Source organism: Lysobacter antibioticus HS124, from assembly GCF_000336385.2.
In the GTDB taxonomy this organism is placed as follows: Bacteria; Pseudomonadota; Gammaproteobacteria; order Xanthomonadales; family Xanthomonadaceae; genus Lysobacter; species Lysobacter firmicutimachus.
In genome coordinates, this window is the sequence record NZ_HG424471.1 from 26,706 (window position 1) to 52,925 (window position 26,220).

The 26,220-nt window shown below is 70.1% G+C and carries 20 protein-coding genes, 1 tRNA gene and 1 pseudogene; 11 read left to right on the forward strand and 11 right to left on the reverse strand.

What is annotated here, in order from left to right:
- The first annotated feature begins 39 nt into the window (after positions 1 to 39).
- Positions 40 to 597, forward strand: a complete 558-nt coding sequence (locus TX83_RS07040) for a MarR family winged helix-turn-helix transcriptional regulator (RefSeq protein ID WP_079248097.1) — start codon at positions 40 to 42, stop codon at positions 595 to 597.
- 328 nt (positions 598 to 925) lie between these two features.
- Here the strand turns inward: TX83_RS07040 and TX83_RS07045 are convergent, their stop codons facing one another.
- Positions 926 to 2,464, reverse strand: coding sequence for a peptide MFS transporter (locus tag TX83_RS07045; protein ID WP_064747234.1), 1,539 nt, complete (start codon positions 2,462 to 2,464; stop codon positions 926 to 928).
- A gap of 378 nt (positions 2,465 to 2,842) precedes the next feature.
- Positions 2,843 to 3,721, reverse strand: coding sequence for a tryptophan 2,3-dioxygenase (locus tag TX83_RS07050; protein ID WP_064747235.1), 879 nt, complete (start codon positions 3,719 to 3,721; stop codon positions 2,843 to 2,845).
- Positions 3,722 to 3,897: 176 nt separating this feature from the next.
- On the opposite strand from TX83_RS07050, the gene TX83_RS07055 reads away from it, so the two are divergent.
- From TX83_RS07055 to TX83_RS07095, 9 genes are all read left to right on the forward strand, one after another.
- Positions 3,898 to 7,467, forward strand: coding sequence for a lamin tail domain-containing protein (locus TX83_RS07055; RefSeq protein ID WP_064747236.1), 3,570 nt, complete (start codon positions 3,898 to 3,900; stop codon positions 7,465 to 7,467).
- Positions 7,468 to 7,723: 256 nt separating this feature from the next.
- Positions 7,724 to 11,284, forward strand: a complete 3,561-nt coding sequence (locus TX83_RS07060; RefSeq protein WP_087960681.1) for a Calx-beta domain-containing protein — start codon at positions 7,724 to 7,726, stop codon at positions 11,282 to 11,284.
- 463 nt (positions 11,285 to 11,747) lie between these two features.
- A complete protein-coding gene (gene pdhA / locus TX83_RS07065) occupies positions 11,748 to 12,821 on the forward strand; it encodes a pyruvate dehydrogenase (acetyl-transferring) E1 component subunit alpha (RefSeq protein ID WP_064747237.1) in 1,074 nt (357 codons plus the stop codon).
- Positions 12,818 to 13,849: an alpha-ketoacid dehydrogenase subunit beta gene (locus TX83_RS07070; protein ID WP_064747238.1), complete on the forward strand. Its 1,032-nt coding sequence runs from the start codon at positions 12,818 to 12,820 to the stop codon at positions 13,847 to 13,849. The genes pdhA and TX83_RS07070 overlap by 4 nt, the downstream gene beginning before the upstream one ends.
- A gap of 1 nt (position 13,850) precedes the next feature.
- On the forward strand, positions 13,851 to 14,216 hold the full coding sequence (locus TX83_RS07075) for an SH3 domain-containing protein (RefSeq protein ID WP_064747239.1): 366 nt from the start codon (positions 13,851 to 13,853) through the stop codon (positions 14,214 to 14,216).
- 67 nt (positions 14,217 to 14,283) lie between these two features.
- Positions 14,284 to 15,645 (forward strand): dihydrolipoamide acetyltransferase family protein, encoded by a 1,362-nt coding sequence (locus TX83_RS07080; RefSeq protein ID WP_064747240.1) that lies wholly within the window; start codon positions 14,284 to 14,286, stop codon positions 15,643 to 15,645.
- 298 nt (positions 15,646 to 15,943) lie between these two features.
- Positions 15,944 to 16,753 (forward strand): M23 family metallopeptidase, encoded by an 810-nt coding sequence (locus TX83_RS07085; RefSeq protein WP_222423731.1) that lies wholly within the window; start codon positions 15,944 to 15,946, stop codon positions 16,751 to 16,753.
- Between the two features lie 34 nt (positions 16,754 to 16,787).
- Positions 16,788 to 17,714: a hypothetical protein gene (locus TX83_RS07090; protein WP_141233402.1), complete on the forward strand. Its 927-nt coding sequence runs from the start codon at positions 16,788 to 16,790 to the stop codon at positions 17,712 to 17,714.
- Positions 17,715 to 17,793: 79 nt separating this feature from the next.
- On the forward strand, positions 17,794 to 18,180 hold the full coding sequence (locus TX83_RS07095; RefSeq protein WP_064747242.1) for a VOC family protein: 387 nt from the start codon (positions 17,794 to 17,796) through the stop codon (positions 18,178 to 18,180).
- A 31-nt stretch (positions 18,181 to 18,211) separates the two neighbouring features.
- Here TX83_RS07095 and TX83_RS07100 read toward each other — a convergent pair whose 3' ends face one another.
- From TX83_RS07100 to TX83_RS07115, 4 genes are all read right to left on the reverse strand, one after another.
- Positions 18,212 to 19,378: a GGDEF domain-containing protein gene (locus tag TX83_RS07100; RefSeq protein WP_222423732.1), complete on the reverse strand. Its 1,167-nt coding sequence runs from the start codon at positions 19,376 to 19,378 to the stop codon at positions 18,212 to 18,214.
- Positions 19,379 to 19,469: 91 nt separating this feature from the next.
- On the reverse strand, positions 19,470 to 20,408 hold the full coding sequence (locus TX83_RS07105) for an MBL fold metallo-hydrolase (RefSeq protein WP_064747243.1): 939 nt from the start codon (positions 20,406 to 20,408) through the stop codon (positions 19,470 to 19,472).
- An 88-nt stretch (positions 20,409 to 20,496) separates the two neighbouring features.
- Positions 20,497 to 20,820: a hypothetical protein gene (locus tag TX83_RS07110; RefSeq protein WP_064747244.1), complete on the reverse strand. Its 324-nt coding sequence runs from the start codon at positions 20,818 to 20,820 to the stop codon at positions 20,497 to 20,499.
- Positions 20,817 to 22,148 (reverse strand): tryptophan--tRNA ligase, encoded by a 1,332-nt coding sequence (locus TX83_RS07115; protein WP_064747245.1) that lies wholly within the window; start codon positions 22,146 to 22,148, stop codon positions 20,817 to 20,819. The genes TX83_RS07110 and TX83_RS07115 overlap by 4 nt, the downstream gene beginning before the upstream one ends.
- 246 nt (positions 22,149 to 22,394) lie before the next feature.
- Between TX83_RS07115 and TX83_RS07120 the strand changes: the two genes are divergently transcribed.
- Complete coding sequence (locus tag TX83_RS07120; protein ID WP_064747246.1) at positions 22,395 to 23,216, forward strand: hypothetical protein; 822 nt, start codon at positions 22,395 to 22,397, stop codon at positions 23,214 to 23,216.
- Between the two features lie 94 nt (positions 23,217 to 23,310).
- Here TX83_RS07120 and TX83_RS07125 read toward each other — a convergent pair whose 3' ends face one another.
- The 5 genes and pseudogenes from TX83_RS07125 to TX83_RS23245 form a co-directional block, all read right to left on the reverse strand.
- Positions 23,311 to 23,511, reverse strand: a complete 201-nt coding sequence (locus tag TX83_RS07125) for a CsbD family protein (protein WP_064747247.1) — start codon at positions 23,509 to 23,511, stop codon at positions 23,311 to 23,313.
- Positions 23,512 to 23,856: 345 nt separating this feature from the next.
- Entirely contained in the window at positions 23,857 to 24,006 is a 150-nt protein-coding gene (locus TX83_RS07130) for an entericidin A/B family lipoprotein (RefSeq protein WP_064747248.1), read from the reverse strand.
- A gap of 252 nt (positions 24,007 to 24,258) precedes the next feature.
- Entirely contained in the window at positions 24,259 to 25,182 is a 924-nt protein-coding gene (gene rocF / locus TX83_RS07135; protein ID WP_064747249.1) for an arginase, read from the reverse strand.
- Between the two features lie 478 nt (positions 25,183 to 25,660).
- Positions 25,661 to 25,736 (reverse strand) — tRNA-Thr (locus tag TX83_RS07140).
- 107 nt (positions 25,737 to 25,843) lie between these two features.
- Positions 25,844 to 26,220 (reverse strand): annotated as a pseudogene (locus TX83_RS23245) (SPOR domain-containing protein); the annotation flags it as partial.

Genomic DNA, 26,220 nt, shown 5'->3' on the forward strand with positions numbered 1-26,220 from the left:
ATAGTTTCACATGAAACCATAAGCAAGGCACAGTGCAGCATGAATCGACCACCGTCCCAATCCGAATCGCCCGATCCTGAACAGCGCAGCGGCGCCCCCGCTTCCGCGCCGGCCCGCCGTGGCGCGGGACCGCGCCATGCCGAACTGGATCTGGACCACTTCCTGCCCTACCGGCTCTCGGTCCTGTCCAACCGGGTCAGCGGCGCGATCGCCCGGGTCTATTCCGAGCGCTTCGCCCTCAGCGTGACCGAGTGGCGGGTCATGGCCGTGCTCGGCCGCTTCCCGGGCCTGTCCGCCAACGAGGTCGCCCAGCGCACGGCGATGGACAAGGTCGCGGTCAGCCGCGCCGTCGCGCGCCTGATCGACGCCGGCCGGCTGGAGCGCGACACCCACGACGACGACCGCCGCCGCTCGGTGCTGCAGCTGTCGGCCGACGGCTACAAGATCTACGACGAGGTCGCGCCGATGGCCCTGGCCTTCGAACAGCGCCTGCTGGCCGGGATCGAAACCGCCGAACGCGAGGCCCTGTTCCGCCTGCTCGACCGCCTGGACGAGCTGGAGATCCAGGCCGAGGCGGAGCTGGCGGCGGCGCGTTGAGCCGGGATTCGGGATTCGGGATTCGGGATTCGGCAGAGCATAGGCCCGGCGGCGCACCCGCTTATGTAGGAGCGGCGTAAGCCGCGACCGCCGAAGCGGTGGAATGCCGCGCCAGCCTCTCGTAAGCCCAAGCGCGGCAGAACGCCAGCGCTTATCCGGGTTTCTGCGGCTGCGCTTGCGCACGTCGCTTCGGTTGCCGCGGCTCACGCCGCTCCCACAGGGGGCGACGCGCCGGGCGGGCCAACGAAAAAGGCGACGGCCGCAGCCGTCGCCTTTGGATCGCTGCGCGGACCGCGGCATCCAGCGGACGCCGCAGCCGCAGAGGCGGTTACTTCACCCCGTGCATCAGCTTCTGCACCAGCGGCGCGACCAGGAACAGCAGCGCGCCGGCGCCGACCAGCGCCCAGAACCCGAAGGTGTAGCCGCCCAACGCCGAAGTCGTGGTCATGCCGCCCTCGCCGCTGACGTGGCCGGCGAAGATGCCGGACAGGTTGTTGCCGATGCCGGTCGACAGGAACCAGCCGCCCATGCCGAAGCCGACCAGGCGCACCGGCGCCAGCTTGGTCACCATCGACAGGCCGATCGGCGACAGGCACAGCTCGCCGATGGACTGGATCCAATACACCGCGAACAGGGTCCAGAACGGAATCTTGCCGTTGTCCAGCAGGCTGCCCAGGGCGAACATCAGCAACAGGAAGGCCAGGCCGTTGAAGATCAGGCCGAGACTGAACTTGCGCGGGATCGACGGATTGGCGCGGCCCATGGCCACCCAGATCCAGGCGATCAGCGGCGCCAGGGTGATGATCGCGATCGAGTTGACCGACTGGAACCAGGCGGTCGGGAACACGCGCTCACCGCTCAGGCTGTAGACGAAGTCCGCCATCGCGCCGGAGAAGATGTCGCGGTCGACGATCTTGTCGGCGAGGAAGGTGAAGGAGCTGCCGGCCTGCTCGAAGAACATCCAGAACAGGATGTTGAAGGTGAAGATGATCAGCATCGCGATCACCTTGTCGCGCTGCACCGCGCCCTCGCGGAAGCCTTCGACCAACAGCAAGCCACACAGGCCCAGGAACATCGCAGTCAGCACGCCCTGCAGCGCGCCGGCGCCCATCGCCAGCAGGAAGTACACGATCGGGATCGCGACCAGCGCGCCGAGGAACACGTACAGCACCTTGCGGCGATCACCCTGGTTCTCCGGCGGACGGCCGATGCCCTGCAGGCCGGCGCGGCCGATCCAGAACCACACCAGGCTGATCAACATGCCGACGCCGGCGGAGATGAAGACGATCTTGTAGTCCGGCAGCGATTCGCTGCCGAAGATCTTCTGCGCCAGGTACTGGGTCAGCAGCGGCGCCAGCATCGCGCCGAGGTTGATGCCCATGTAGAAGATGGTGAAGCCCGAGTCGCGGCGCTCGTCGCCGACCGCGTAGAGCTTGCCGACCATGGTCGAAATATTGGGCTTGAACAGGCCGTTGCCGCAGATGATCGTGGCCAGGCCGAGCTTGAAGATCTGCTCGTTGGGCAAGGCGATCATGAACAGGCCCGCGGACATGATCACTGCGCCGAGCAGGATCGAGCGCTGGTAGCCGAGCACGCGGTCGGCGATGTAGCCGCCGAAGATCGCCGCGGCGTAGACCAGGGCCAGGTAGGCGCCGTAGATGCGGTTGGCCGGCGCTTCGCCGGCGGCGTCGCCGCCGTGGAACTGGTGGACGATGTACAGCACCAGCGCCCAGCGGATGCCGTAGAAGGCGAAGCGCTCCCAGAACTCGGTCATGAACAGCATCCACAGGGGCTTAGGATGCCCCAGTCGCTGCTGGAATTCCGGAATGGGCGCCTGGCCCGAGGTCGTTGTAGCGGCTCCGCTCATGCGGTGTCCCCTGTCGTGTGGAAACTGAATAAAAATCCCACGCCGACGGCACGGGCCGGGGAGATTTACCGGCCCGGGGCGGTCCCGTCAAACCTTAGTCGTAGCCGCCGCGCTGTGCTGCAATGCAACAATCGCCCGCCCAAGCAGCTGAACGGGGGAGATTTTTGCGCCATCGGGCGGATCGAAGTTCGCCGTTCGGGTGCTGGCGAAGGGCGAACGTCGGCGATCGGCCGCGCAAATACGGCTACGCAGGCCGGTCGAGGGGCGACTGCGCGCCGACGGGTCGTGCGGACAGGCTCGCCGACCGCCTCTGTGGCGCCCGGTCGGGCGGGCCGCGCCGGCGGACTGCGGACCCGGTCCGCCGCAGCGCGAAGGGGCTCAGTAGCCGTCGCCGCGCTCGGGACCGGCGCCGATCGTGGTGCGGACCTCGAACAGCTCGGGGAAGAAGGTCAGCTCCAGCGCCTGCTTGAGGAAGCCGACCCCACTGGAGCCGCCGGTGCCGCGCTTGAAGCCGATGATGCGCATGACCGTGCGCATGTGGCGGAAGCGCCACAGCTGGAACTGGGTCTCCAGGTCGACCAGGTCCTCGCACAGGGCGTACTCGCGCCAGTAGCGGTCGGTGTTCTCGTAGATGCGCTCGAACACCGGCTGCAGGGCGCGGTCGCTGACGTGCGGCCGGCGCCAGTCGCGCTGCAGATGGTCGGCGGGGATGGCGTGGCCGAACCGGGCCAGATACATCAGGAATTCGTCGTACAGGCTCGGCGCCGCCAGCGCCTGCTCCAGGGCCGCCTGGCCCTGCGGGTCGTAGGCGAACACCCGCAGCATGGCCTCGTTCTTGTTGCCGAGCATGAACTCGATGGTGCGGTACTGCAGCGACTGGAAGCCGGAGGACGGGCCCAGGGTCTCGCGGAAGCCCATGTACTCCGAGGGGGTCAGGGTTTCCAGCACCGACCATTGCTCGGTCAGCTGGCGCAGCGCCTGCTTGCAGCGGGCCAGCACCTTCTGGCACTGCCAGACCTGGTCGCGGCGCAGATGCTCCAGGGCGGCGGTCAGCTCGTGGATGATCAGCTTCATCCACAGCTCCGACACCTGGTGCTGGATGATGAAGAGCATCTCGTCGTGGTGCGGCGGATCGGACAGGCCGCGCTGGGCCGACAGCAGTTTGTCCAGCTGCAGATAGCCGCCGTAAGTGATGCGTCCGTGCAGGTCGGTATGGATACCGCTTTCCAGTTCGCGCTGGTTCTTTTCGACGGACATACGGCACAGCTCGCGGCAGGGGCGCAAAGCGTAGCGCAAACCCAGCCGGCGCAGGGCCCGGCGCGCGCAACGCCGGCGCCGCACGAGCGCAACGGTCGCGGCCGGTGCGACACCCCCAGCGCACAATGGCCGGGCCTGCCAAGCACGTCCCGCAGGCGCATTCTCAAGGGGAATCCATGCATAAATTCGCAAGCCGCGCCCTCGCGGCCGGCATCGCTTTGGCGTTGGCCGGCGCCGCGCAGGCGCAGGTGGTCGTTTCGCAGGTCTATGCCGGCGCCGGCCAAAGCGGCGCACGCTACAACGCCGATTTCATCGAACTGCACAACAACGGCAGCGCGCCGGTCGACCTCAGCGGCTGGAGCCTGCACTACGCGCCGGTCAACGGCGCCAACGCGTGGCAACGCACGCCGCTGAGCGGGGTCATCGCCCCGGGCGGCTACTTCCTGATCCGCCAGCGCGTTTCGGTCGGCTCCAGCCCGCTGACCGCCTACGACCTCGCCGGCAATCTTTCGTTGAATCAGCTCAACGGCAAGCTGGCCCTGGTCAATCACAACAACCCGATCAACGTGTCCTGCCCGACCGGTTCGATCGACTTCGTCGGCTACGGCAGCATCGACTGCGCCGAAGGCGCGGCGCCGACGCCGGCCGCCGGCATCGCCAGCGCGCAGTTGCGCAAGGACGGCGGTTGCGTCGACACCCAGGTCAACGGCGCCGATTTCAACATCGGCTCGCCGACGCCGCGCACCCGCAACTCGGCCGTGCGCGCCTGCCCGCCCGGTCCGCCGCCGCGCCTGTCGGCGCTGGATGTCGCCCAGGCCGAAGGCCACGGCGATATCGCGCCGTTCCTGTTCAAGCTCAAGCTGGACCGTCCCGCCGGCATCGGCGGCGTCAGCTGGAGCGTCTTCAGCAACGGCCAGGGCACGGCGCGTGCGGGCGAGGACTATCTGCCGATCGACCTGCGCGGCACCATCCCCGCCGGCCAGACCGAAGCCAGCTTCGCCCTGCCGGTGAAGGGCGATGCGCTGATCGAAGCCGACGAAACCGTCGCCCTGCAGATCAAGGTCCATTCCGGCGCGGTGACCGCCAACGGCGACTACCTCAACCTCCAGGCCGTCATCGTCAACGACGATCCGCAGCAACCGCCGCCGCGGCTGTCGCTGCAGCCGATCGCGCTCAAGGAAGGCGACGCCGACATCGCGCCGTTCCCGATCGAACTGCGCCTGGATCGCCCGGCCGACGGCAACGGCGTGCGGGTGCGGGTGAGCTCGGCCGACGGCGGCACGGCCCGCGCGGACGAGGACTATCTGCCGTTCGAGTACGAAGCGATGATCGGCCCCGGCCAGGACCGCGTCCACCTCAGCTTCGGCGTGCGCGGCGACACCCGCTACGAAGGCGACGAAACGGTCAAGATCAAGGCGCAGATCCTGTCCGGCGCGATCGGCGAGGACGGCAGCGTCGCCCTGGAAGGTTTCAGCACGATCCTCGACGACGATCTGCGGGTGGTGCCGATTCCGGCGGTGCAAGGGCCTGGCGCGATCTCGCCGTTGCGCGGCGAGTTCGTCGCGGTCGAAGGCATCGTCACCGCGCTGAGCGAGGACGGCTTCTATCTGCAGAGCGAAGAGTTCGAAAGCGACGGCGATCCGAACACGTCGCAGGGACTGTTCGTGCAGACCGGCGCTCGGCCCGATCCGCAATGGCGCGGCCTGCGCGTGCGCGTCGGTGGCACGGTCGCGGAACTGTCCGACGGCGGCGCCCATCCCATGCGCGGCACCATGACCGCGATCGCGGGCTCGCCGGCGGTCGTTGCGCTGACGACGTCGCCGCGGCCGTTGCCGCCGGCGCCGCTGCTGCCCTGGGCCCCGGTCGCCGGCGCGCCGGATTACGAAGCGTTCGAAGGCATGCGCGTGGGCCTGCCGGAGGTGCGCGTGGTCGGACCGACCGGCGGCGTCTTCGATGCCGCGCAGGAGCGCACCCGCAGCGACGGCCGCTTCCACGTCGCGCTCGGTCCCTACGACCAGCCGGCGCCGATGCGCGAGCCGGGCACGCGCTATCCGCCGATCTTCCACGGTCAGGTCCAGGGCTGGCTGCCGCGCTGGGACGGCAATCAGGAGGTGGTCGGCGTCGACAGCGACGCCGACGGCCATGCGCCGGTCGATCTCGGCGTCGGCGCACGCGTCGACGGCGTGATCGGTCCGCTGGACCAACGCAGCGGCCGCTACGTCGTGATGCTGCAGCGCGAGGCGCAACTGATCGTGCGCGAATCGCCGCCGGCACCGCCGCGCATCGAGGAAGGCGATCCGCAGCAGCGCCCGACCCATGTGGTCAGCTACGACCTGAGCGACCTCTACGACGAGTACAGCCCGCCCGGCTCCGGTCAGCCGGCGACGCCGCCGCATGCCTTGGAGCGGCGTCTGGGCAAGATCTCGCGCAGCATCCGCGAGAACCTGCGGATGCCCGATCTGGTCGCGATCACCGGGATCGAGAACGAGCCCTTGCTGCAGCGCCTGGCCGAGCGGATCAACCGCGACGCCGTGGCCTTCGGCCATGCCGACCCGCAGTACCGCGCCATCGCCCTGTCCAACGTCGATCCGCTCAAGCCACAGATCGGTTTCCTCGCCCGCAGCGAGCAAGTCGGCCCGTGGGGCTCGCGGGTGGTGGTGGAGCACATCGCCCAGGTCGGCCGCGACGCGCTGTTGCCGGGCGGCAGCGGTCCGGCGGCAGTGCTGTTCGATCAGGCGCCGCTGAGCATCGATGCCTCCATCCACTCCCTCGACGGCCACCGTTTCCGCCAGCGCCTGTTGCTGGTGCAACTGGCGCCGATGGCCGGCAGCGACGCCGATACGCCGGAAGCCGAACTGCAGCGCGACCGCCGCCACCTGCAGGCCGAGTTCATCGCCGGCTGGGTGCGGCAACAGCAAAGCGACCCCGACGCGCTGCCGCTGCTGGTGCTGGGCAAGTTCGACGCGCACGCGTTCAACGACGGCCTGGTCGATCCGATCGGCACCTTGACCGGCCGGCCGAGCGAGGGCGTCAGCACGATGGTGCTCGGCGACGGCATCGACCGCTTCGATCCGGACCTGCTCAAGCTCACCGCGACCGAACCCGAGTCCGAGCGCTATTCCTCGATCGACGAAGGCAGCCGCCAGGAACTGCAGCACGCCTTCGCCGACGAGCGCCTGATCGCCGCCACCGACCGGATCCAGGTGCAGCGCCTGCGCAGCAATGCCGGCTACCCGGCGGTGCTGCGCGACGACGACTCGGTGCCGATGCGCGCCGGCGACGTCGACCCGCTGCACCTGCGGCTGGTGCCGCGGACCCACGCCGACTTGCGGGTCTGGGCCGGCCCCTTGCACGGCGAATCCCAGTTGGAGGCCGGACGCCCGCTGGAACTGTCGGTGTCGGTGGACAACCAGGGCCCGGACTGGGCGCGCCAGGTCGGCCTCGGCCTGGCCCTGTCCGGCGCCTGGCCGAACCTGGAGGTCAGTGCGGTCATGCCGGGCTGGCGCTGCGAAGCTCCCACGATCGTAGGCGATCACACCAGCGTGGCCTGCACCGGCGAGCCGGTCGACAGCACCGGGCACCAGAGCCATTGGTTCCATCTGCGCAGCGCCACCGACGCGGCCATGGCCGGGCGCACGGTCGAACTCGCGGCCTCGGTGACCTCCCCGTCCGCCGATCCGGACCCGGCCAACAACGCCGCCCGGATGGCGCTGCCGATCGTCGCCGCCGGCACGCCCCAGCCCTGAGTTCCTCCAGGTTTGAACCGCGGTACCGCCCCCCGGCTCCGGCCGGGGGGCTTCGCCGACGGACGGCCCCGGCCGTTTCGGCCCGAATCGGGCTCGTCCAGCGGCGCCAGTCGGCCGGGCCGGCGCAGTTCGCGACGGCCGTCGAAAAAACGCAGGCGCGGCGTCATCGCCGTGCAACGCCAAGAAGTGAGCATTAGGGCACAATCCACCCCGTCTGCGTGTCCGGGGGGATCCAGGCGTTCACATGGGGAGAAACATGGATAAGTGCTTCAGCCGCCTTTCGGCGGCATTGTTGTTGGCTTTGGCTTCGGCTGGATCGGCCCACGCCCAAGTCGTCATCAGTCAGGTCTACGGCGGCGGCGGCAATTCCGGCGCCACGCTCAAGAGCGATTTCATCGAGCTGCACAACAACGGCAGCGACCCGGTCGACCTGACCGGCTGGAGCGTGCAGTACGCCTCCAGCACCGGTTCGAACTGGTCGCGCACGCCGCTGACCGGCACCATCGCGCCGGGCGGCTATTACCTGATCAAGCAGGCCGACGGCAGCGGCGGCACGGTCGCCCTGCCGACGCCGGACGCGATCGGCACCCTGGCGATGGCCGGCGGCGCCGGCAAGGTCGCCCTGGTCAATCACAACAACGCCCTCAGCGGCGCCTGCCCGCTCGGCAGCATCGACTTCGTCGGCTACGGCAGCGGCACCAACTGCGCCGAAGGCAGCCAGCCCACCGCCACGCTCAGCGCGATTCTCGCCGCGCTGCGCGCCGACAACGGCTGCACCGATACCGACGTCAACGGCGCCGATTTCGCCACCGCGCCGGCCGCGCCGCGCAACCGCGCCAGCGCCGCGTTCTCGTGCGGCGGCGCCAATCTGCCGGTATTGAGCATCGGCGACGTGCTGCGGCTGGAAAACGCCGGCGAGTTCGTGTTCACCGTGACCCTGTCCGAACCGGCGCCGGCCGGCGGCGTCAGCGTGCGCTACGCCACCGCCGACGGCAGCGCGAGCGCCGCGGGCGACTACAACGTCGCCAACGGCACCGTGACCTTCGCCGAAGGCCAGACCAGCGCCACCGTCGCCGTGCAGGTCAACGACGACAGCGACACCGAGGGCGACGAAACCTTCTTCGTCCGGTTGAGTTCGCCGACCGGCGCCCGCCTCGGCGACGGCGAAGCGATCGGCACCATCGTCAACGACGAAGTCGAGCTGACCGCGATCCACGCCATCCAGGGCAGCGGCCAGACCTCGCCGCTGGTCGGCCAGCGCGTCTACACCTCCGGCATCGTCACCGGCCGCAAGAGCAACGGTTTCTTCCTGCAAGCGCCGGACGACCAGATCGACGCCGACCCGGCCACCTCCGAAGCCGTGTTCGTGTTCACCGGCAGCCCGGTCCCGGCCGCGGCCGCCGTCGGCAACACCGTGCGCGCCAGCGGTCAGGTGATCGAATACATCCCGACCGCCGACCCGGGCCAGTTGCCGCTGACCGAACTCGGCAACGGCGTGCAGGTCGTGTTCGTGTCGCAGCCGGCGGTGATGGGTCCCAACACCCTGCCGCAGGCGGTCGCGCTGAGCACCTCCCTGCCCTCGCCGGACGGCGGCCTGGACCAGCTCGAGCGCTTCGAGGGCATGCGGGTGGTCATCCCCAGCGCCACCGTGGTCTCGCCGACCCAGGGTTCGAAGAACGAAACCAACGCCACCGGCAGCGGCAACGGCATCTTCAACGTGGTCGTCACCGGCGTGCCGCGTCCGTTCCGCGAACCGGGCATCCAGGCGCCGGACGCCGCGCCGGGCGGCGGCAGCATTCCGCCGATCCCGCGCTGGGACTTCAATCCGGAACTGATCACCGTCGACAGCGACGCGCTCGGCGGCACCGCCTTCAACCTGTCGACCGGCGCGGTCGTCACCGACCTCACCGGCCCGCTGGACTACGGCTTCCGCCGCTACACCATCCTGCGCGATCCGGCCGCCTTGTCGACCATCACCCAGGGCATGCAGCCGGTCGCCTCGCGCCTGCCGCTGCCGTGGGAATTCACCATCGCCTCGTACAACGTCGAGCGCTTCTTCGACGCGGTCAACGACCCGGCGATCGGCGAACCGGTGCTGACCCCGGAGGCCTACGCGCGCCGCCTCGGCAAGGTCTCGCAGGGCATCTCCTACCTGCAGCAGCCCGACATCCTGGGCCTGATCGAAGTCGAGAACCTGACCGCGCTGCAAGACATCGCCGCGCGCGTCAACGCCGATGCGGTCGCCGCCGGCCGCCCCGATCCGAAGTACGTCGCCTACCTGCAGGAAGGCAACGACATCGGCGGCATCGACGTCGGCTACCTGATCAAGACCGCCGACTTCGGCGGCCAGGCCCGGGTCGAGGTGCAGGCGGTGACCCAGGTCGGCAAGGACGCGACCTGGACCCAGCCCGACGGCAGCAGCGGCCAGCTCAACGACCGCCCGCCGCTGATGCTGCAGGCGACCGTGCACGGCGCCGACGGCCGCAGCTTCCCGGTCACGGTGATCCTGGTCCATCAGCGCTCGCTGATCGACAGCGAACTCGACGACGCCGCCGGCCATCGCGTGCGCATGAAGCGCCAGGCCCAGGCCGAGTTCCTGGCCCGTTTCATCCAGGAACGCCAGCTCGCCAATCCGGCCGAACGCATCGTCACCCTCGGCGACTTCAACGCGTTCGAGTTCAACGACGGCCTGACCGACGTGATCAACACCGTCGCCGGCACGCCGACGCCCGACGACCAGACCGCGGTGCCGGGCGACGGCGCCGACCTGGTGGAACCGAACCTGGTCAAGCTGGGCGATCTGGAAACGCCGGATCAGCGCTACAGCTACACCTTCGGCGGCAGCGCGCAGACCATCGACCACGTGCTCGCCAACCAGGCCCTGGTCGGCGCCGCGGCCGGGCTCAAGCTCGACCACGCCCGCATCAATGCCGACTTCCCGGAGATCAACCGCAGCCTGGCCGATTCGCCCTCGCGCCTGTCCGACCACGACCCGGTCGTCGCCTACATCGACGCGCGCAGGCGCGCCGATCTGGCAGTGATCGCCTCGACCTCGACCGCCTCGGTGCGCGTCGGCCGTCCGGTGCAGTTCAGCGCGACGCTGAACAACGCCGGCCCGGAACAGGCGGACTATCCTGGCATCGGCTTCGCCATCAACGCCGAACTGCCGGCGCTGAGCGTGGTCGCCCCGGCGGGCTGGAACTGCGACACCCCGCAGGTGAACGCCGGTTCGACCCACGTCGCCTGCAACCGCGATGCCCTGGCCAACGGCGAAGGCGCGACCTTCGCGCTGTCGGCGAACGCAACCGAAGCGATGATCGGCAAGACCACCACCCTGGCGGTCGCCGCGCAGGCGCAATCGTTCGATCCGAACGACGGCAACGACCAGGCCCTGGTCAACGTGGAGACCACCGCGCGCGCCGACCTGGCGATCGACGTCGACGGCCCGCGCGTGTTGCGCGGCGGCCAGAACGGCGCGTTCTCGGTCGCCCTGCGCAATCGCGGCGGCGATGTCGCGGTGCTGCCGAGCGTGACCCTGTACGGCGATGCGCCGGCGGGCAACGTCTCCATCGCCGCGCCGGCCGGTTGGAACTGCACCGTCGCGCCGCAGCGCAGCGGCTTCGAAGCCACTTGCGAAGGCGCGCGTCTGGCCGCCGGCGCGAGCCAACGCTTCGACTTCGCCATCGTCGCGCCGCGTCCGGGCCTGTTCGACCGCCGACTGCTGCTGACCGGCCTGGCCGCGTCGGCGGTGGAAGATCCGAATCCGTTCAACGATTTCGACTTCCACCTCGTGCAGCTGACCGGTCGCTGGTGGTGATCGGCCGCGGCGGAACCGGGCGTCCGCGCCCGGTTCCGGCCGCGGCGAAAACCCGCCAACGCGGCATGCAAGATCAAAGCGCGGCTCCGGCCGCGCTTTTTTTTGCGCGATGCCGGTCGCGCACCGGCCGGCGGCGGATCGAAACCCGACCGGCGGCGCGTTCGCGGCGTGCGGCAGCGCCCGAATCCATACCGCGCCGTCCTGACGTTATTTGGCGTCTAGCGCGTTCCGGCGAAACTTGCATGCCGCACCGCGCAACGGCGCTTAACGCGCCTTTGGGTATCATCCGCGCCATGACGCAGCGCCCGTCCAGCGGGCGCCGCGGCTTTAGCCCGGCCCGGAATTCCCGGCTTAATGCGCGGAATCCGGACCCAGCCAGTCTGAAGCTGACCAGCGCGCCCGGCACTGGATCCGGGACCGGAACGATTCGGACCTCATCCCTTTTCCGTGAGGACCTTTCCCGATGACCGTCGCCGCGACGTTCGAAATCGAATACCTCCAATACCTCGGCGCCGACGGCAAGCCCGTCGCCGAGATTCCGGCCGCGTTCAAGGACGCCAACGTCCTGCTGCCGTTGTTCAAGCAGATGCTGTTCGTGCGGACCTTCGACAGCAAGGCCATCGCCTTGCAGCGCACCGGCAAGCTCGGCACCTACGCCGCCTGCCTGGGCCACGAAGCCACCCACGTCGGCATCGGCGCCTCGATGAAGCCCGACGACGTGTTCGCGCCCAGCTATCGCGAATACGGCGCGCAGTTCATGCGCGGCGTGCAGCCGCGCGAAGTGCTGATGTACTGGGGCGGCGACGAGCGCGGCAACGACTTCGCCGGTCCGCGCAAGGACTTCGCCTGGTCGGTGCCGATCTCCACCCAATGCCTGCACGCTGCCGGCGCCGCGCTGGCGTTCAAGCTGCGCAAGGAAAAGAATCTCGCGGTCGCCTGCTGCGGCGACGGCGGTTCGTCCAAGACCGACTTCTACGCCGCGCTGAATTCGGCCGGCGCCTACCAGCTGCCGCTGATCCTGTGCGTGATCAACAACGGTTGGGCGATCTCGGTGCCGCGCTCGGCCCAGACCGGCGCCAAGACCCTGGCCCAGAAGGGCCTGGCCGGCGGCCTGCATTGCCTGCAGGTCGACGGCAACGATCTGATCGCGGTGCTCGAAGGCATGCGCCGCGCGGCCGAGCTGGCGCGCAACGGCGGCGGCGGCAGCGTGATCGAATTCATGACCTATCGCCTGCACGACCACACCACCGCCGACGATGCGCGCCGCTACCGCGACGAGGCCGAGGTCAAAGACGCCTGGACCCGCGACCCGGTGCCGCGCCTGCGGGCCTACCTCACCGCCCAGGGCGTGTGGAACGAAGAACTGGAAAAAGCCTGGGCCGAGGAATGCGCGGCCAAGGTCGACGTCGAAATCAACGCCTATCTGGAAACGCCGGTGCAACCGGTCGAAGCCATGTTCGATTACCTCTACGCCGACATGCCGGCGGATCTGCAGGCGCAACGCGCCGAAGCGCTCGCCCAGGAGGGCCGCCGATGAACGCCGCCACCCAAGCCAAGATCGACACCGCGCAGCCGGTCGCCACCCCGGCGGCGATCACCTTGATCGAAGCCATCACCCAGGCGCTGGCCTACGAGATGCGCCACGACGACACCGTGCTGGTGCTGGGCGAGGACGTCGGCGTCAACGGCGGCGTGTTCCGCGCCACCGCCGGCCTGCAGCAGCAGTTCGGCCCCGAGCGCGTGCTCGACACGCCGCTGGACGAAACCACCATCGCCGGCCTCACTGTCGGCCTGGCCGCGCAGGGCATGAAGCCGATCGCCGAAGCCCAGTTCGACGGCTTCGTCTATCCGATGCTCGACCACATCATCTGCCACGCCGCGCGTTTCCGTCACCGCACCCGCGGCCGTCTGAGCTGCCCGATGGTGCTGCGCGTGCCGTGGGGCGGCGGCATCCGCGCGCCGGAACACCACAGCGAAGCCAACGAAGCGCTGTTCACCAACGTGCCCGGCCTGCGCGTGGTGCTGCCGTCCTCGCCGGCGCGCGCCTACGGCCTGCTGCTGGCGGCGATCCGCGACCCGGACCCGGTGATCTTCATGGAGCCCAAGCGCATCTATCGCCAGTATAAGGAAGTGGTCGCCGACGACGGCGAAGCGCTGCCGCTGGACGTGTGCTACGTGCTGCGCGACGGCAGCGACATCACCCTGGTCAGCTGGGGCGCGCAGGTCAAGGAAACCCTGGAAGCGGCCGACAAGCTGGCCGGCGAAGGCATCAGCGCCGAAGTCATCGACGTCGCCACGCTCAAGCCGCTGGATTTCGCCACCATCGCCGAGTCGGTGGCCAAGACCGGCCGCTGCGTGATCGTGCACGAAGCGCCCAAGACCGCCGGCTTCGGCGCCGAGATCGCCGCGCGCCTGGCCGAGGAGTCGATGTACGACCTGCTGGCGCCGGTCGAGCGCGTCACCGGCTACGACACCCACATCCCGCTGTTCCGCCTGGAGATGAAGTACCTGCCCAGCGTCGACAAGATCGTCGCCGCGGCCAAGCGCGCGCTCGGCCACGGCTGACATGCGCGCACTCGTCGTCGCCGGCTACCGCGCCCAGTACCACGACCCGATCGCGTTCGAGCGCGGCGCGGTGGTGCGGCTCGGCGAACGCGACAGCGAGTGGCCGGCGTTCGTGTGGACCACGCTCGACGACGGCCGCGCCGGCTGGGCGCCGCTGGACTGGCTGCGCCCGCTCGACCCCGCTGTCGACGGTACGCTGCGCGCACAGGCGCTGCGCGACTACGACGCGCGCGAGCTCGACGTCGAGGCCGGCCAGCGGCTGCGCCTGATCGACGAGCTCGGCGGCTGGTGGTGGGCGCAACGCGAGGACGGCGCCCAAGGCTGGGTGCCGGCGCGCAACCTGGGAACGATCGACGACGGCGCCTGACCGCGCCGATGCCAAGGACGACGCCGGCCCGACCGCGTCGCCAACTTACTCAAGAGACCAACGAGTTATGAGCGATACCAAGACCTTCCTGCTTCCCGACCTCGGCGAAGGCCTGCCGGACGCGACCATCGTCGAATGGGCGGTCAAGGTCGGCGACACTGTCCGCCTCGACGACACCCTGGTGTCGATGGAGACCGCCAAGGCGGTGGTCGAAGTGCCCTCGCCGGTGTCCGGCAAGGTACTCAAGCTCGCCGGCGGCCCCGGCGACGTGATCGTCACCGGCACCATGCTGGCCGAATTCCAGATCGACCCGAACCTGCCGCAGCGCGCCGACGGCCAAGACACGGGCCATCACCACGGCGGCGGTCATGCGCCGGCGCCTCAAGCGCAAACCGCGTCCGCCGAACCTGCCGTGCCGGCCAAGGCCGAAAGCGCCGATCGCGCCGACAGCGGTACCGTGGTCGGCGCCATGCAGTCCTCCGACGCGGTGCGCAGCGAGCAGGCGGTCGCGGTCGGCGGGGTCAAGGCGATGCCGGCGGTGCGCGCGCTGGCGCGCAAGCTCGGCGTCGACCTGAGCCGGGTCCGCGCCACCGGCGCCGACGGCACGGTCAGCATGGACGACGTCAAGCGCGCCAGCGCCGACGGCTCGGCCAAGATCGGTTCCGCGCCGGCCGCCGCCATCGCGCCGCGCGCCGCCGCGGCCGCCGAAGCGCCGGTCGCCGCGCCCGCGCGCAGCACCCTGTCGCAATCGGGCCGGCCGATGCGCACCCAGCCGCCGGGCGTGGCCGCGACCGGCCAGCCCGAGCAGCTCAAGGGCGTGCGCCGCAACATGGCCCGGGTCATGGCCGACGCGCACAGCAAGGTCGTGCCGACCACCCTGGCCGACGACGCCGACATTCACGCCTGGGCGCCCGGCAACGACATCACCGGCCGCCTGGTGCGCGCGATCGTGACCGCATGCAAGGCGGTGCCGGCGCTCAACGCCTGGTTCGACGGCGACAAGCTCACCCGCACCCTGCACCCGCACGTGGACATCGGCATCGCCGTGGACACCGACGACGGCCTGTTCGTGCCGGCGCTGCGCAATGCCGACGTGCTGGACACGCGCGGCGTGCGCGAAGCGATCAACCGTCTGCGCGCGCAAGTCGAGGATCGCAGCATTCCGGCGTCCGAGCTCAGCGGCTACACCATCTCGCTGTCCAACTTCGGCATGTTCGCCGGTCGCTACGCCACGCCGGTGGTGGTGCCGCCGACCGTGGCCATCGTCGCCGCCGGCAAGGGCCGCCATCAGATGACTCCGGTGATGGGCGGCTTCGAGTCGCACAAGGTCATTCCGCTGTCGCTGACCTTCGACCACCGCGCCTGCACCGGCGGCGAGGCCGCGCGCTTCCTCAAGGCCATGATCGACGATCTGGCGCGGCCGAACTGAGTCGCCGCAAGCGGTGCGCCACGGCGCGCCGTTTCGCATCGACCGGCGGAGTCAGCGCCGGCCTCGCGACGCCGCCCTCGGGGCGGCGTCGTTGTTTCGGGGCTCGGCAGCCGCGCGCGTCCGCCCTGGCCGCGACCGCGATCCCGATCACGCTCGGCGTGTTCGCGGCATCCAGGAATAAAAAATTCCCTCAAATAACGGCAACGGAATCGCGCTAGCGTCGGCGCGCAATCCCGCTGCCGGCCGCCCGTGCGCCGGTTCCGCCTGTCCACCTCATCGTCCCTCGAGAGGTTTTCCGATGATCCGTTCCCTGCGTCCGATGCTGACCGGGCTGTCGCTGGCCGTGTTCGGCCTGGCCCTGCCCACGGCCCACGCCGCCCGCCCGGCCTTCCAGATGCCCTTCCCCTGCGGCCAGACCTGGTACGGCGACACCTACCCCGGCCACGGCCTGCGCTATGCGGTCGACCTCAACCACAAGCCGCGTCCGCTCAGCGACGCCGACCTCGGCTCGACCGTGGTCGCCTCGGCCAAGGGCGTCGCCCACACCTACAACCCGCACCAAGGCACCGGCTACGGCAAGTTGGTGGTGATCGATCACGGCGGCGGCTGGCAGACCTACTACGCCCACCTCAACAGCATCAGCGTCGCCAACGGCGCCAGCGTCGAGCAGGGCCAAAAGATCGGCACGCTCGGCAAGACCAGCCGTCCCGGCAACAACATCTCGGCGCATCTGCACTACGAACAGCGGCTCAACGGCGACGACCAGAAGATCGTCTGGAACGGCTCGACGATCGTTTACGACCAATACGAAGTCGCCTACAAGAGCCGCAACGCCTGCAGCGGCGGCGGAGGCCATGCCGGCACCGTGCGCACCAGCGGCTCGCCCTTGAACGTGCGTTCCGGCCCGGGCACCGGCTACAGCATCGTCGGTTCGCTCGCCAACGGCGCCGCCGTCACCATCCGCTGCCAGAAGACCGGCGAGTCGGTGACCGGCACCTATGGCACCAGCAATCTGTGGAACAACGTCGGCGCCGCCGGCAGCAACCGCTATATTCCCGACGCCTACACCTACACCGGCTCCGACGGCCGGGTCGCGCCGGATTGCTGATCGCGCCGGGCCCGTCGCAGCGAACGGAGCGCCCATGAGTCCACGCAGGTTCGGATTCGCCTTGCTCGCCGCCTTGGCGGCCGGCATCGGCATCGGCCGCCTGCTGCCGCGCGACGACGCCGGTACCGCCGCCACCGTCGCCGCGACGCCGGCAGCGGCCGCAACGCCCGGCCCTGTTCGCGTCCCCCAGGCGCCGTCGTTCGCGACGGCGCCTGTCGCGGCACGCGGCAGCGAAGACCTCGACCGCGCGATCCGCCGCGCCGCGCAGGACCCCGCCCATCTGCGCGAACTGCTGCGCGAATACGCCTTCGCCGCCGACCTCGACCGCCGCGGCGCCCTGCTCGCGGTGCTGCAGGGCGTGGCCAACGACGAGGTCCTGCAGGCCGGCCGCCGACTCGCCGGCGACGCCGATCCGGCGGTGCGCGACCAAGGCTATGCGTTGCTGCGCGCGTTCCCGCTCGATCGCGCCGAGGCGCGCGCCGCCATCGCCGACGGCCTGCAGCGCGAAACCGATCCGGCCTTGCTCGCACAGTTGCTCGGCGGACTGGAACCGGCCGTGCTCGCCGACGAAGACGCCGCCCCTTTGCTGGAACGCGCCGTCGCCCTGACCGGCCACACCGACCCGGCGGTGCGCGCCGGCGCGGTGCTGCAGTCGGCGCGCTGGAACCGCAGCGGCGACAGCGCCGCCTTGCTCGAACGCGCGCTGCTCGATCCGGCGGCCGACGTCCGCGCCGCCGCGGTCGCCGGGATCGAAGCCTCCGGCGCACGTACGCCGCGCCTGCGCGACGCCTTGCTCGATCTGGCCGGCGACGCGCGCATCACCACCGAACAACGACGCGCGGCGCTGTTCGCGCTGCAGCGCTTCGCCCTGGATCGCGCGGACTACGCGCTGTACCGCCAGGCCGAAGCCGGCATCGCCGCGGCCGAAGCCGAGCGCGACGCCGCCGCGATGCCTCATTGAGCGGACCGCAAGCCCGGCACTTCCCGCATCGGCGACGGCGCGGCACTCTGGCCGTCCCTCATCGCAGCGGAGCAGCGCCATGGCCCATCGCAGCCGCCTGGCCGGATTCATCATCGATTGCGAAACCGGCGAGATCGACCAGGCCGCCGAATTCTGGAGCCGCGCGCTCGGCCTGGCCCGGGTCGAACAGGCCTACGACGGCGACGGCGCGCAGTACGCGCCGCTGGCCGAAGGCCCGGCCGGGCTCAACATCGAAGTACAGATGGTCGATCACCCCTCGCGCGTGCACCTGGACATCGAAAGCGACGACATCGACGCCGAGGCCGCGCGCCTGGAAGCGTTGGGCGCCACGCGCATCGGCTTCGTCAAGCGCTGGTGGGTGATGCAGGCGCCGACCGGGCACCGTTTCTGCATCGTGCGCATGAAGCACCCCGAGCGCGACCCGGCGCCCAACCTCTGGGACTGAGCCCGGCGTCGAGAGCGCGTGGTTGCCGCGCTCAACCTTCGTCGACCGCGAGCCGGTCGCGGCCCTGCGCCTTGGCCCGGTACAGCGCGCGGTCGGCGCGGTCGAACACCTGCTCGGGCCGGTCGCGCGCCGGATCGCCGCCGGCGATGCCGATCGACACCGTCAACGCGAACGGCAGCGAAGCGCGCGCCAGGCGCTGGCGGATGCGCTCGCCGACTTCGCTCGCGGTCGCCAGATGCGTGCCCGGCAGCACCACCAGGAACTCTTCGCCGCCGAAACGCACCGCCACGTCGCCCTCCCGGATCGACGCGGCGACCGCATCGCCGACCGCGCGCAGGGCGCGGTCGCCGAGCAGATGCCCGTAGCGATCGTTGACCTGCTTGAAGTGATCGACGTCGACCAACAGCAAGGTGTAGGCGGCGTTGCGCAAGGGCTCCATCGCATCCTCGCTGCCCAACAGCTGGCTCAGGGCCGAACGGTTGAGCAGCCCGGTCAGCGCGTCGTGGCGGGCGCTGTGCTGGAGCAGTTCGTGACGCCGCTGCAGGTCGGCCTGGGCCGACTCCAGTTGCAAGGCGAAAGCTTCGCGCTCGGACAGCAAGCGGCGCTGTTCGATCGCATAGCGGCGCAGCTCGAACAGGTGCTGCACCTGGCGCGCGATCACCGCCACGCCGTCGCGCTGGGCCGCGCGCAACTCGCGCGGCCGATGGTCGAGCACGCACAGCGTGCCGAGGGCGTAACCGTCGGGACTCATCAGCGGCGCACCGGCGTAGAAACGCAGCGGCCGTCCGTCGAGTTTGAGGCCGAGCCCGGCGAAACGCGGGTCCTCGGCGGTGTCGGCGATCACCATCAGCCGATCGGGCTCGGCGTCGGCGATCAGCTGGCTGCAGATGCTTTGCGAGCGCAGGCGCTCGGTTTCGCCCAGGCCGTGGCGCGCCTTGTACCAGATGCGGCCGTTGTCGACCAGGGCGATCGCCGCCGCCGACGCGTCGCACAGCGTCGCCGCCAGCCGCACCAGATCGTCGTAGGCCGCCTCCGGCACGCTGTCGAGCAGTTCGTAGCCTTCCAACGCCGATTGCCGCGCCGACTCGTCGTGCGGCTCGGGCAGCAACGGAAACGGACTGGGGCGCAGCGGCACGATGGGCATCGGCGGGCCGGACCAGGCGGTGACGGCCACCAGCCTAAGTCGCGCTCGATTCATGTCCTGTGACGATTCCATCCGCGAACTGCGACCGGGTCGTCCTCCCGGCTCAGCCGGCGCTGGGATTCGGCGCGGCGTCCGCGCCCGCGGCTCAACCGCGATCCAGCCAGACCTGCAGGCCCTGCGCGTTGAGCTCGATGTCCACCGCCAGGATCGTCCGTACCTGCGACTCGTCCAGGGCGCAGCCGTGGGCACGCACGCGCTGGACATAGTAGTCGCCCAACTGCGCGACCAGGCGCGCATGGCGGTCGCCGCCGGCGGCCTGCGCGGCGCGGGCGATCGCCACCATCGCGTCGATCTGCACGATCAGTTCCGCGCCCAGCCGCTGCACGTCGCCGACCGGGCCGTAATGGGTCAGGCGCATGGCCGCGGGATCGCGGGCCAGCAGCGCGCGGATCGAGGCCTTCAAGGGCTCCGGCTCGAACTGCACCGGCGTGCTGGTCGGCAGGGCGTACGGCCCGCGCGCACTGTCGAACTCGCGATAGGACAGGCCGAAGGTGTCGCCGGTGAACCAACTGCGGCTGCGCTCGTCCCACAGGCATAGGTGGTGGCGCGCATGACCGGGCGTGTCGACGCATAGCAGCGGCCGTCCGGCGAGTTCCACCGTGCAACCGTCGCCGGCGCTGACCACCCGCTCGGCCGGCACCGGCACGATGTCGCCGTAGCTGCGCGCCATTTCCTCCGCGCCGTAGACCGCAGTGGCGCCGGCGACCAGGCGCGCCGGGTCGATCATGTGCGGCGCGCCGCGCGGGTGCACCAGCAGGCGCGCATTCGGCAACTGCCGCATCAGCGCGCCGGCGCCGCCGGCATGGTCGAGATGGACGTGGGTCAGGATCAGCCAGTCGACGTCGGCCGGCGCCAGCCCCCGCGCGCCCAGCGCCTGCAACAGCCTGGACACCGAATGCTGGGTGCCGCAGTCGACGAAGGCGGCGCGGCCGCGCTCGACGATCAGATAGGCCGCGTCGAACGCCGGGCGGTGGAAGCCGGTATCGACGGTGTCGATGCCGTAGTCGGCGGAGGCTGCGTTCATGGCGGGGCCTGCGGGAACGAAGGCCCCAGTCTAAGCCGCCACTCGCGGCGCGGCGATGCGACCTGAGTCGAAAGCCCCGCGCTGCGGCTCAATCGCCGTGCGGATAAGCGCGCCGCAGCCAATGCCGGCGCAAGGCCCAGGCCAGGGTCAGCATCGCCAGGAACACGCCGTAGCCGAGCGACGTGGCCAGGATCTGCGGCCACATCGCACCGTAGTTCGCCCCGGCGTGGGCGTGCGCCCAATGCACCGCGAGCACGAAGGCGCACACCGAGACCATTAGCGACACGGCGTCGAACAACTGTCGCGCCGGCGTGCGCGGCCGGCGCGGGTACAGCCAAAACAGCGCGCCCAAAATCGCGAACCAGGGCAGGAACAGGATCAGCGCCAGGTTGAGCTCGACGAAACGGCTCACGTCGCGGCGCCGGCCTTGGCCGCTTCGGCCTGCGCTTCGGCTTGCACGATCGCCGCCAGCGCGGCCGCGGCCTCCTCGCGCTGCGCCGGCTGCAGCGGTTCGGCCGCGGCCAGCAGCGCGTCCAGATCGCTGCGGCCGCTCTTGAGCGCGGCGATCAACTGGCCGGCGTCCTTGGGCGAAGCGAAGCCCTGGCTCTGCACCAGCACCCGGTCGCCGTCGGCGAGCTTGAAATAGAACCGGCCGTCGGCCTCGCGGTATTGCTTGAACACCGGCAGCGCGCGGCGTGTCTCGGCCGCGGCCGCGGCCGCGCCAGAGGCCTGCGACAGATCGCGCAAGCCCACCGCTTCGCGCAGCTTCTTCATCGAGGCGACGGCGTAGCGCTCGCGCACTCGCCTGGCGCCGTCGATCAGGATCGCCTCGATCTTCTCCGGCTGCGCCATCAGCGCTTCGTATTTCTCGCGCAGCGGCGCGATCTCGCGGTCGATACGCTCGAACAGCGCCTGCTTGGCCTCGCCCCAGGCGATGCCGTCGGCGAAGGCCTGGCGCATCGCCGCGGTTTCGTCGGCGCTGGCGAAGGCCTGGTAGATCTGGAACAGCGCCGAACCCTCGGTCGACTTGGGCTCGCCCGGCGCGCGCGAGTCGGTGACGATCGAATAGATCAGCTTCTTCAGCTGCTCGCGCGGCGCGAACAGCGGAATGGTGTTGTCGTAGCTCTTGCTCATCTTGCGCCCGTCCAGGCCCGGCAGGGTCGCCACCGCCTCTTCGATCTGCGCTTCGGGCAGGACGAAATGCTCGCCGTAGAGATGGTTGAAGCGCTGGGCGAAATCGCGCGCCATCTCGATGTGCTGGATCTGGTCGCGGCCGACCGGCACCTTGTGCGCGTTGAACACCAGGATGTCGGCCGACATCAGCACCGGGTACATGAACAAGCCGGCGGTGATCGCCGCGTCGTCGTCTTCGCCTTCGGCGCGGTTCTTGTCGACCGCCGCCTTGTAGGCATGGGCGCGGTTGAGGATGCCCTTGCCGGCGACGCAGGTCAGGAACCAGGACAGTTCCGGAATCTCGACGATCTCGCTCTGCCGGTAGAACCACACCTTGGCCGGGTCCAGGCCGCAGGCCAGCCAGGCCGCGGCGATCTCCAGCGTGGAGCGCTGCACCCGCGCCGGCTCCTGCACCTTGATCAGCGCATGCAGGTCGGCGAGGAAGTAAAAGCTTTCCACGCCCGGGGTCAGGCTGGCGGCGACCGCCGGGCGGATCGCGCCGACGTAGTTGCCGAGGTGCGGGGTGCCGGAGGTGGTGATGCCGGTGAGAACGCGGGTCTGGGTCATGGGCGGCGCGGGTGCAACGTGTGGCCGGCCAGTGTACCGCCTGGGCCGGACCGCGGCGGTGCGCCCTGCCGTGCGAACCGCGGACACGGGGCGCCGGTGCCGCCGCGCCTGGCGCACGCGGGGCTGCCGCAGTCCCAAGTCCGCCCGGCTGAGCGGCGGCTGACCGCGACCGCCGCGGCGCCGACCGCGCAACCCCGTTGCCGACACTGCCGCGTTCGATCTCACGACCACCCCGGAGACGCCGCCATGTTCCGCTCGCTCGTCCTGCTCGCCGCTGCCGCCCTGACCGCCAGCGCCTGCTCCCCGCTGCACGCACGCCCGCTGGTCGACGTCGCGGTGGTCGACCGCGACAACGGCGACTGGCTGCCGGCCTGGCCGCACCGCGGCCAGCAGTGGATCGCCGGCACGCCCGGCCATCGCTATTCGGTGCGCCTGACCAACACCAGCGGCGAACGCGTGCTGGTGGTGTTGTCGGTCGACGGCGTCAACGCCGTCACCGGCCAGACCGCGCATCCGTCCCAGGCCGGCTATGTGCTCGACCCCTGGCAGTCCACCGAGATCAACGGCTGGCGCAAGTCGCTCGACGACGTCGCCCAGTTCGTGTTCACCGACCTGCCCGACAGCTATGCCGCGCGCACCGGCCGCCCCGACAACGTCGGCGTGATCGGCGTCGCGGTGTTCGAGGAGTCGCGCCCGGTCTATCGCGAGCCGCGCTATCCCTACCCGGCGCCGGCGCCCTACCCGCCGTACGCGCGCGACGAAGCGGCCAAGGCCGAACGTCGCGCGGCCGGCAACGCCGCTCCGTCGGCGGCGAGCGAGGCCGCGGCCGACGCCGCCGCGCAATCGATCGGCACCGGCCACGGCGCGCGCGAGTGGTCGCCGGTCGGCCAGACCCAGTTCGTGCGCGCCAGCCGTTCGCCGGCGCAAGTGCTGGAACTGCGCTACGACGATTACCGTAGCCTGGTCGCGCGCGGCGTGGTGCCGCGCTACCGCGCACCGTACCGCGATCCGCAGCCGCGCGCGTTCCCCAACGGTTTCGTCGCCGATCCGCCGTCGCGCGGCTGGTGAGGTTGGGGACGCAAACGACGAAGGGCCGGACGGATCCGGCCCTTCGTCGTTCTTGGTCGAACCGCAGCGACGTCGCTGCCGCGGTGCAGCGCGATCAGTTCAAGGTCTTGCCGAAATCGCGCACTTCCTTCTCGGCGCGCTCGCGCTCCCAACCGTAGCGTTCCTGCAGCTTTCCGGCCAGGTATTCGGAATTGCCTTCGGCGACATCGAACACGTCGTCGGTCAGGTCGCCCCACTTGGCCTGGGCCTTGCCCTTGAGCTGGGTCCACTTGCCGGCAATGATGTCTTTGTTCATCGTTCGACTCCTTCGTTGGGGGATGTCGATTTCGGCGCGATGCGTGCGTATTGCAGCTGGCGCGCATCCGGGCTTGCCGATATCGCGTGGCCAGTGTCGCAGCGCATCCGTTCGCGAGCGATCACGATTGCGTTAGCCGGCGATTGACCTCGGTGAACCGGATGAACTCTTCAGCCGCATTCGTGCGCGGGTTCGCATTCATGACGAGAACGAAGGTGAGGCGCAGCCGCACCTCATGACGCACCCCGGGGATCGGCAGGCGCCCGGCGTTCCACGCATGATCCGCAGGCAAAGAAAAAGGCCGGATCGCTCCGGCCTTTTTCGTGAGGCATCGCGGCTTGCGGCTTACTTGCCGTCGCTCGCCTTCTCGGCGGTCTCCTCGACCTTTTCGCCGGCCTTCTGCACGTCCTTGCCGGCGCCGGCGATCGTGTTGCACGCGGACAGGGTGCCCATCGAGAACAGGGCCAGCAGCAACAGGGCAGTCAAACGCTTCATGGGATCTCCTTGAACGGTCTGATTCGAACCGCCGACGACCAAAGCGGATGGTCCGGCTGGGTTCGGTGGGTGGCCGTCGATGAGTGGCCGGTGCCGGTCGCGCGCTCGTCGCGTCCTGTCGATCATGAGACGCGAGCGAATGTGAAGCCGGCGTGCAATCCGCACCGTCGCCACGACCGGACAAGGCCTTGCCGCATGCCCTGCCGCGTCGCCGTCAGCCGCGATTCATCGCCGCGGCGGCGACGGCGACCCTCACTCGCGCATCAGGGTCGACTTGCCGAACAGGCTCTCGACCAGGTCGACCGCGAGCTTGGCGGTGCGGTTGCGCTTGTCCAGGATCGGATTGAGTTCGACGATGTCCAGCGAGGCCAGCCGCCCGCTGTCGGCGATCATCTCCATCACCAGCTGCGCCTCTCGGTAATTCGGTCCGCCCGGCACGGTGGTGCCCACGCCCGGCGCGATGCTCGGGTCGAGGAAGTCGACGTCGAAGCTGACGTGCAGATGGGTGTTTTCGTCCAGGCCTTCCAGCGCTTCCTCCATCACCCGGCGCATGCCGATCTCGTCGATATAGCGCATGTCGTACACGTCCAGGCCGTGCTGCTGGATCAGCTGCTTCTCGCCCGGGTCGACCGAACGGATGCCGATCTGGCGGATCTCGTCCGCGCGCATCGCCGGCGCCGAACCGCCGAGATGGGTCAGCGGTTCCGGGCCGAGGCCGCACAGGCACGACACCGGCATGCCGTGGATGTTGCCCGACGGCGTGACCTGGCTGGTGTTGAAGTCGGCATGCGCATCCAGCCACAACACGCGCAATTGCTTGCCGGTGTCGCGGCAATGGCGAGCGACCGCGGTGATCGAGCCCAGCCCCAGGCAGTGGTCGCCGCCGAGCAGGATCGGCATGCGCCCGCCCTTCAGTTCGGCGCCGACCGCATCCATCACCAGCCGGTTCCAGGCCACCACTTCGGGCAGGTGGCGATAGCCCTCCACCGGCTTCTGCCAGGGGTTGCGCGGACCGTCGAGATTGCCGCGATCGACCACGTCGACGCCGCGCGCGCTCAGCGCTTCGCCAAGGCCGGCGATGCGCAGCGCCTCGGGCCCGAGCCGCGCGCCGCGATGGCCGGCGCCGACGTCGGTGGGCGCGCCGATAAGCGAGACCGGGGGATAGGTACGACTCATGAGAATTCCTCTGGCGGCGCGCAGCGACGGCGCCGCAGTATCGAAGGTGAACGCAGACGATGCCCGCGGCATCGCGCGATCGCCGCAACAGGGCCGCGCGTTGCGCTGCGGCCGCCGACGATGCGGGCATTCTAGCGCAGGGGTGGGGCTGAGCTGGGCAATAGCGGCGGCTGCGCTGCGGTGCAGAGCAATGGGGGAATATGGCCGATCGACGCAGGCAGCAGCCATGGCTCCCGCCGCCGGAACGATACGCCGTCAGCGGCTATCGGTGTGGATCGAGCGCGCCGGACGGCACGCCGCCTTCGGACCACCGGCCGGGCGGTTCGCTTCACTCGGCCTCGCGCGGCCCGGCGGTTGCGCGGAAGCGGTCGTCGCGCTTGAGAACCGGGGATGCGATGGCGGGGGTGTAGGAAAAGTGCCGGTCGGCTGACGGCCTTCGGGCGGTTGGCCGGGCGGTTGTCTTCTTCCCGGATTCACGTGGTGCCGCTTGTCCGAATCGAACGGACGACCGCTCGCTTACAAGGCGAGTGCTCTACCAACTGAGCTAAAGCGGCAAGTTGTGTGTCGCGTGGCCCGCGGGAGATGCGCCTGCGGCGATCCGGGGCGCGGCCATTCTACCGTCTCTCGCGTCGCCGCGGCGCGCAGGCCGGCGCGGCGGCGATCAGCCCATCGCCGAGCAGGACAGGCTCCGCCAGCGCTGTGCGCCGGACGCGCGGCGCAACGCATCGCCGTCGCTCGCGCTCGCGGCGACGTCGATCCAGGTCGCCGCCGCCGTTTCGCCGAGCGCTTCCACCTGCGCCGGAAAACCGGCCTGGCTCAACGAGGCGGCACGCTTGCGCGCGGAGTCTTCGTTGCGGAACCGTCCCAGGGCGATGCCGTTGGCGTCGGCGCCCTCGCCCATCACGAACAGATCGTCGAAGCCGGCGGCGCGAATGCGCTGCGCGGTCGCCTGCGCGGCGTCCCGGCTCGCCGCCGGCGGCAGGTACACGCGCCAACCGCGCGCGGCCGAAGCGGCGCCCTGGCTGCGCGTGGTCAGCT

What these genes read in the sequence shown, in the direction of transcription:
- pdhA (WP_064747237.1), top strand. Translation starts at nt 11,748, where the DNA reads ATGACCGTCGCCGCGACGTTCGAAATCGAATACCTCCAATACCTCGGC.
- TX83_RS07100 (WP_222423732.1), bottom strand. Translation starts at nt 19,378, where the DNA reads ATGAATCGAGCGCGACTTAGGCTGGTGGCCGTCACCGCCTGGTCCGGC.
- TX83_RS07075 (WP_064747239.1), top strand. Translation starts at nt 13,851, where the DNA reads ATGCGCGCACTCGTCGTCGCCGGCTACCGCGCCCAGTACCACGACCCG.
- rocF (WP_064747249.1), bottom strand. Translation starts at nt 25,182, where the DNA reads ATGAGTCGTACCTATCCCCCGGTCTCGCTTATCGGCGCGCCCACCGAC.
- TX83_RS07040 (WP_079248097.1), top strand. Translation starts at nt 40, where the DNA reads ATGAATCGACCACCGTCCCAATCCGAATCGCCCGATCCTGAACAGCGC.
- TX83_RS07080 (WP_064747240.1), top strand. Translation starts at nt 14,284, where the DNA reads ATGAGCGATACCAAGACCTTCCTGCTTCCCGACCTCGGCGAAGGCCTG.
- TX83_RS07055 (WP_064747236.1), top strand. Translation starts at nt 3,898, where the DNA reads ATGCATAAATTCGCAAGCCGCGCCCTCGCGGCCGGCATCGCTTTGGCG.
- TX83_RS07050 (WP_064747235.1), bottom strand. Translation starts at nt 3,721, where the DNA reads ATGTCCGTCGAAAAGAACCAGCGCGAACTGGAAAGCGGTATCCATACC.
- TX83_RS07085 (WP_222423731.1), top strand. Translation starts at nt 15,944, where the DNA reads ATGATCCGTTCCCTGCGTCCGATGCTGACCGGGCTGTCGCTGGCCGTG.
- TX83_RS07105 (WP_064747243.1), bottom strand. Translation starts at nt 20,408, where the DNA reads ATGAACGCAGCCTCCGCCGACTACGGCATCGACACCGTCGATACCGGC.
- TX83_RS07060 (WP_087960681.1), top strand. Translation starts at nt 7,724, where the DNA reads ATGGATAAGTGCTTCAGCCGCCTTTCGGCGGCATTGTTGTTGGCTTTG.
- TX83_RS07095 (WP_064747242.1), top strand. Translation starts at nt 17,794, where the DNA reads ATGGCCCATCGCAGCCGCCTGGCCGGATTCATCATCGATTGCGAAACC.
- TX83_RS07125 (WP_064747247.1), bottom strand. Translation starts at nt 23,511, where the DNA reads ATGAACAAAGACATCATTGCCGGCAAGTGGACCCAGCTCAAGGGCAAG.
- TX83_RS07090 (WP_141233402.1), top strand. Translation starts at nt 16,788, where the DNA reads ATGAGTCCACGCAGGTTCGGATTCGCCTTGCTCGCCGCCTTGGCGGCC.
- TX83_RS07115 (WP_064747245.1), bottom strand. Translation starts at nt 22,148, where the DNA reads ATGACCCAGACCCGCGTTCTCACCGGCATCACCACCTCCGGCACCCCG.
- TX83_RS07045 (WP_064747234.1), bottom strand. Translation starts at nt 2,464, where the DNA reads ATGAGCGGAGCCGCTACAACGACCTCGGGCCAGGCGCCCATTCCGGAA.
- TX83_RS07130 (WP_064747248.1), bottom strand. Translation starts at nt 24,006, where the DNA reads ATGAAGCGTTTGACTGCCCTGTTGCTGCTGGCCCTGTTCTCGATGGGC.
- TX83_RS07070 (WP_064747238.1), top strand. Translation starts at nt 12,818, where the DNA reads ATGAACGCCGCCACCCAAGCCAAGATCGACACCGCGCAGCCGGTCGCC.
- TX83_RS07120 (WP_064747246.1), top strand. Translation starts at nt 22,395, where the DNA reads ATGTTCCGCTCGCTCGTCCTGCTCGCCGCTGCCGCCCTGACCGCCAGC.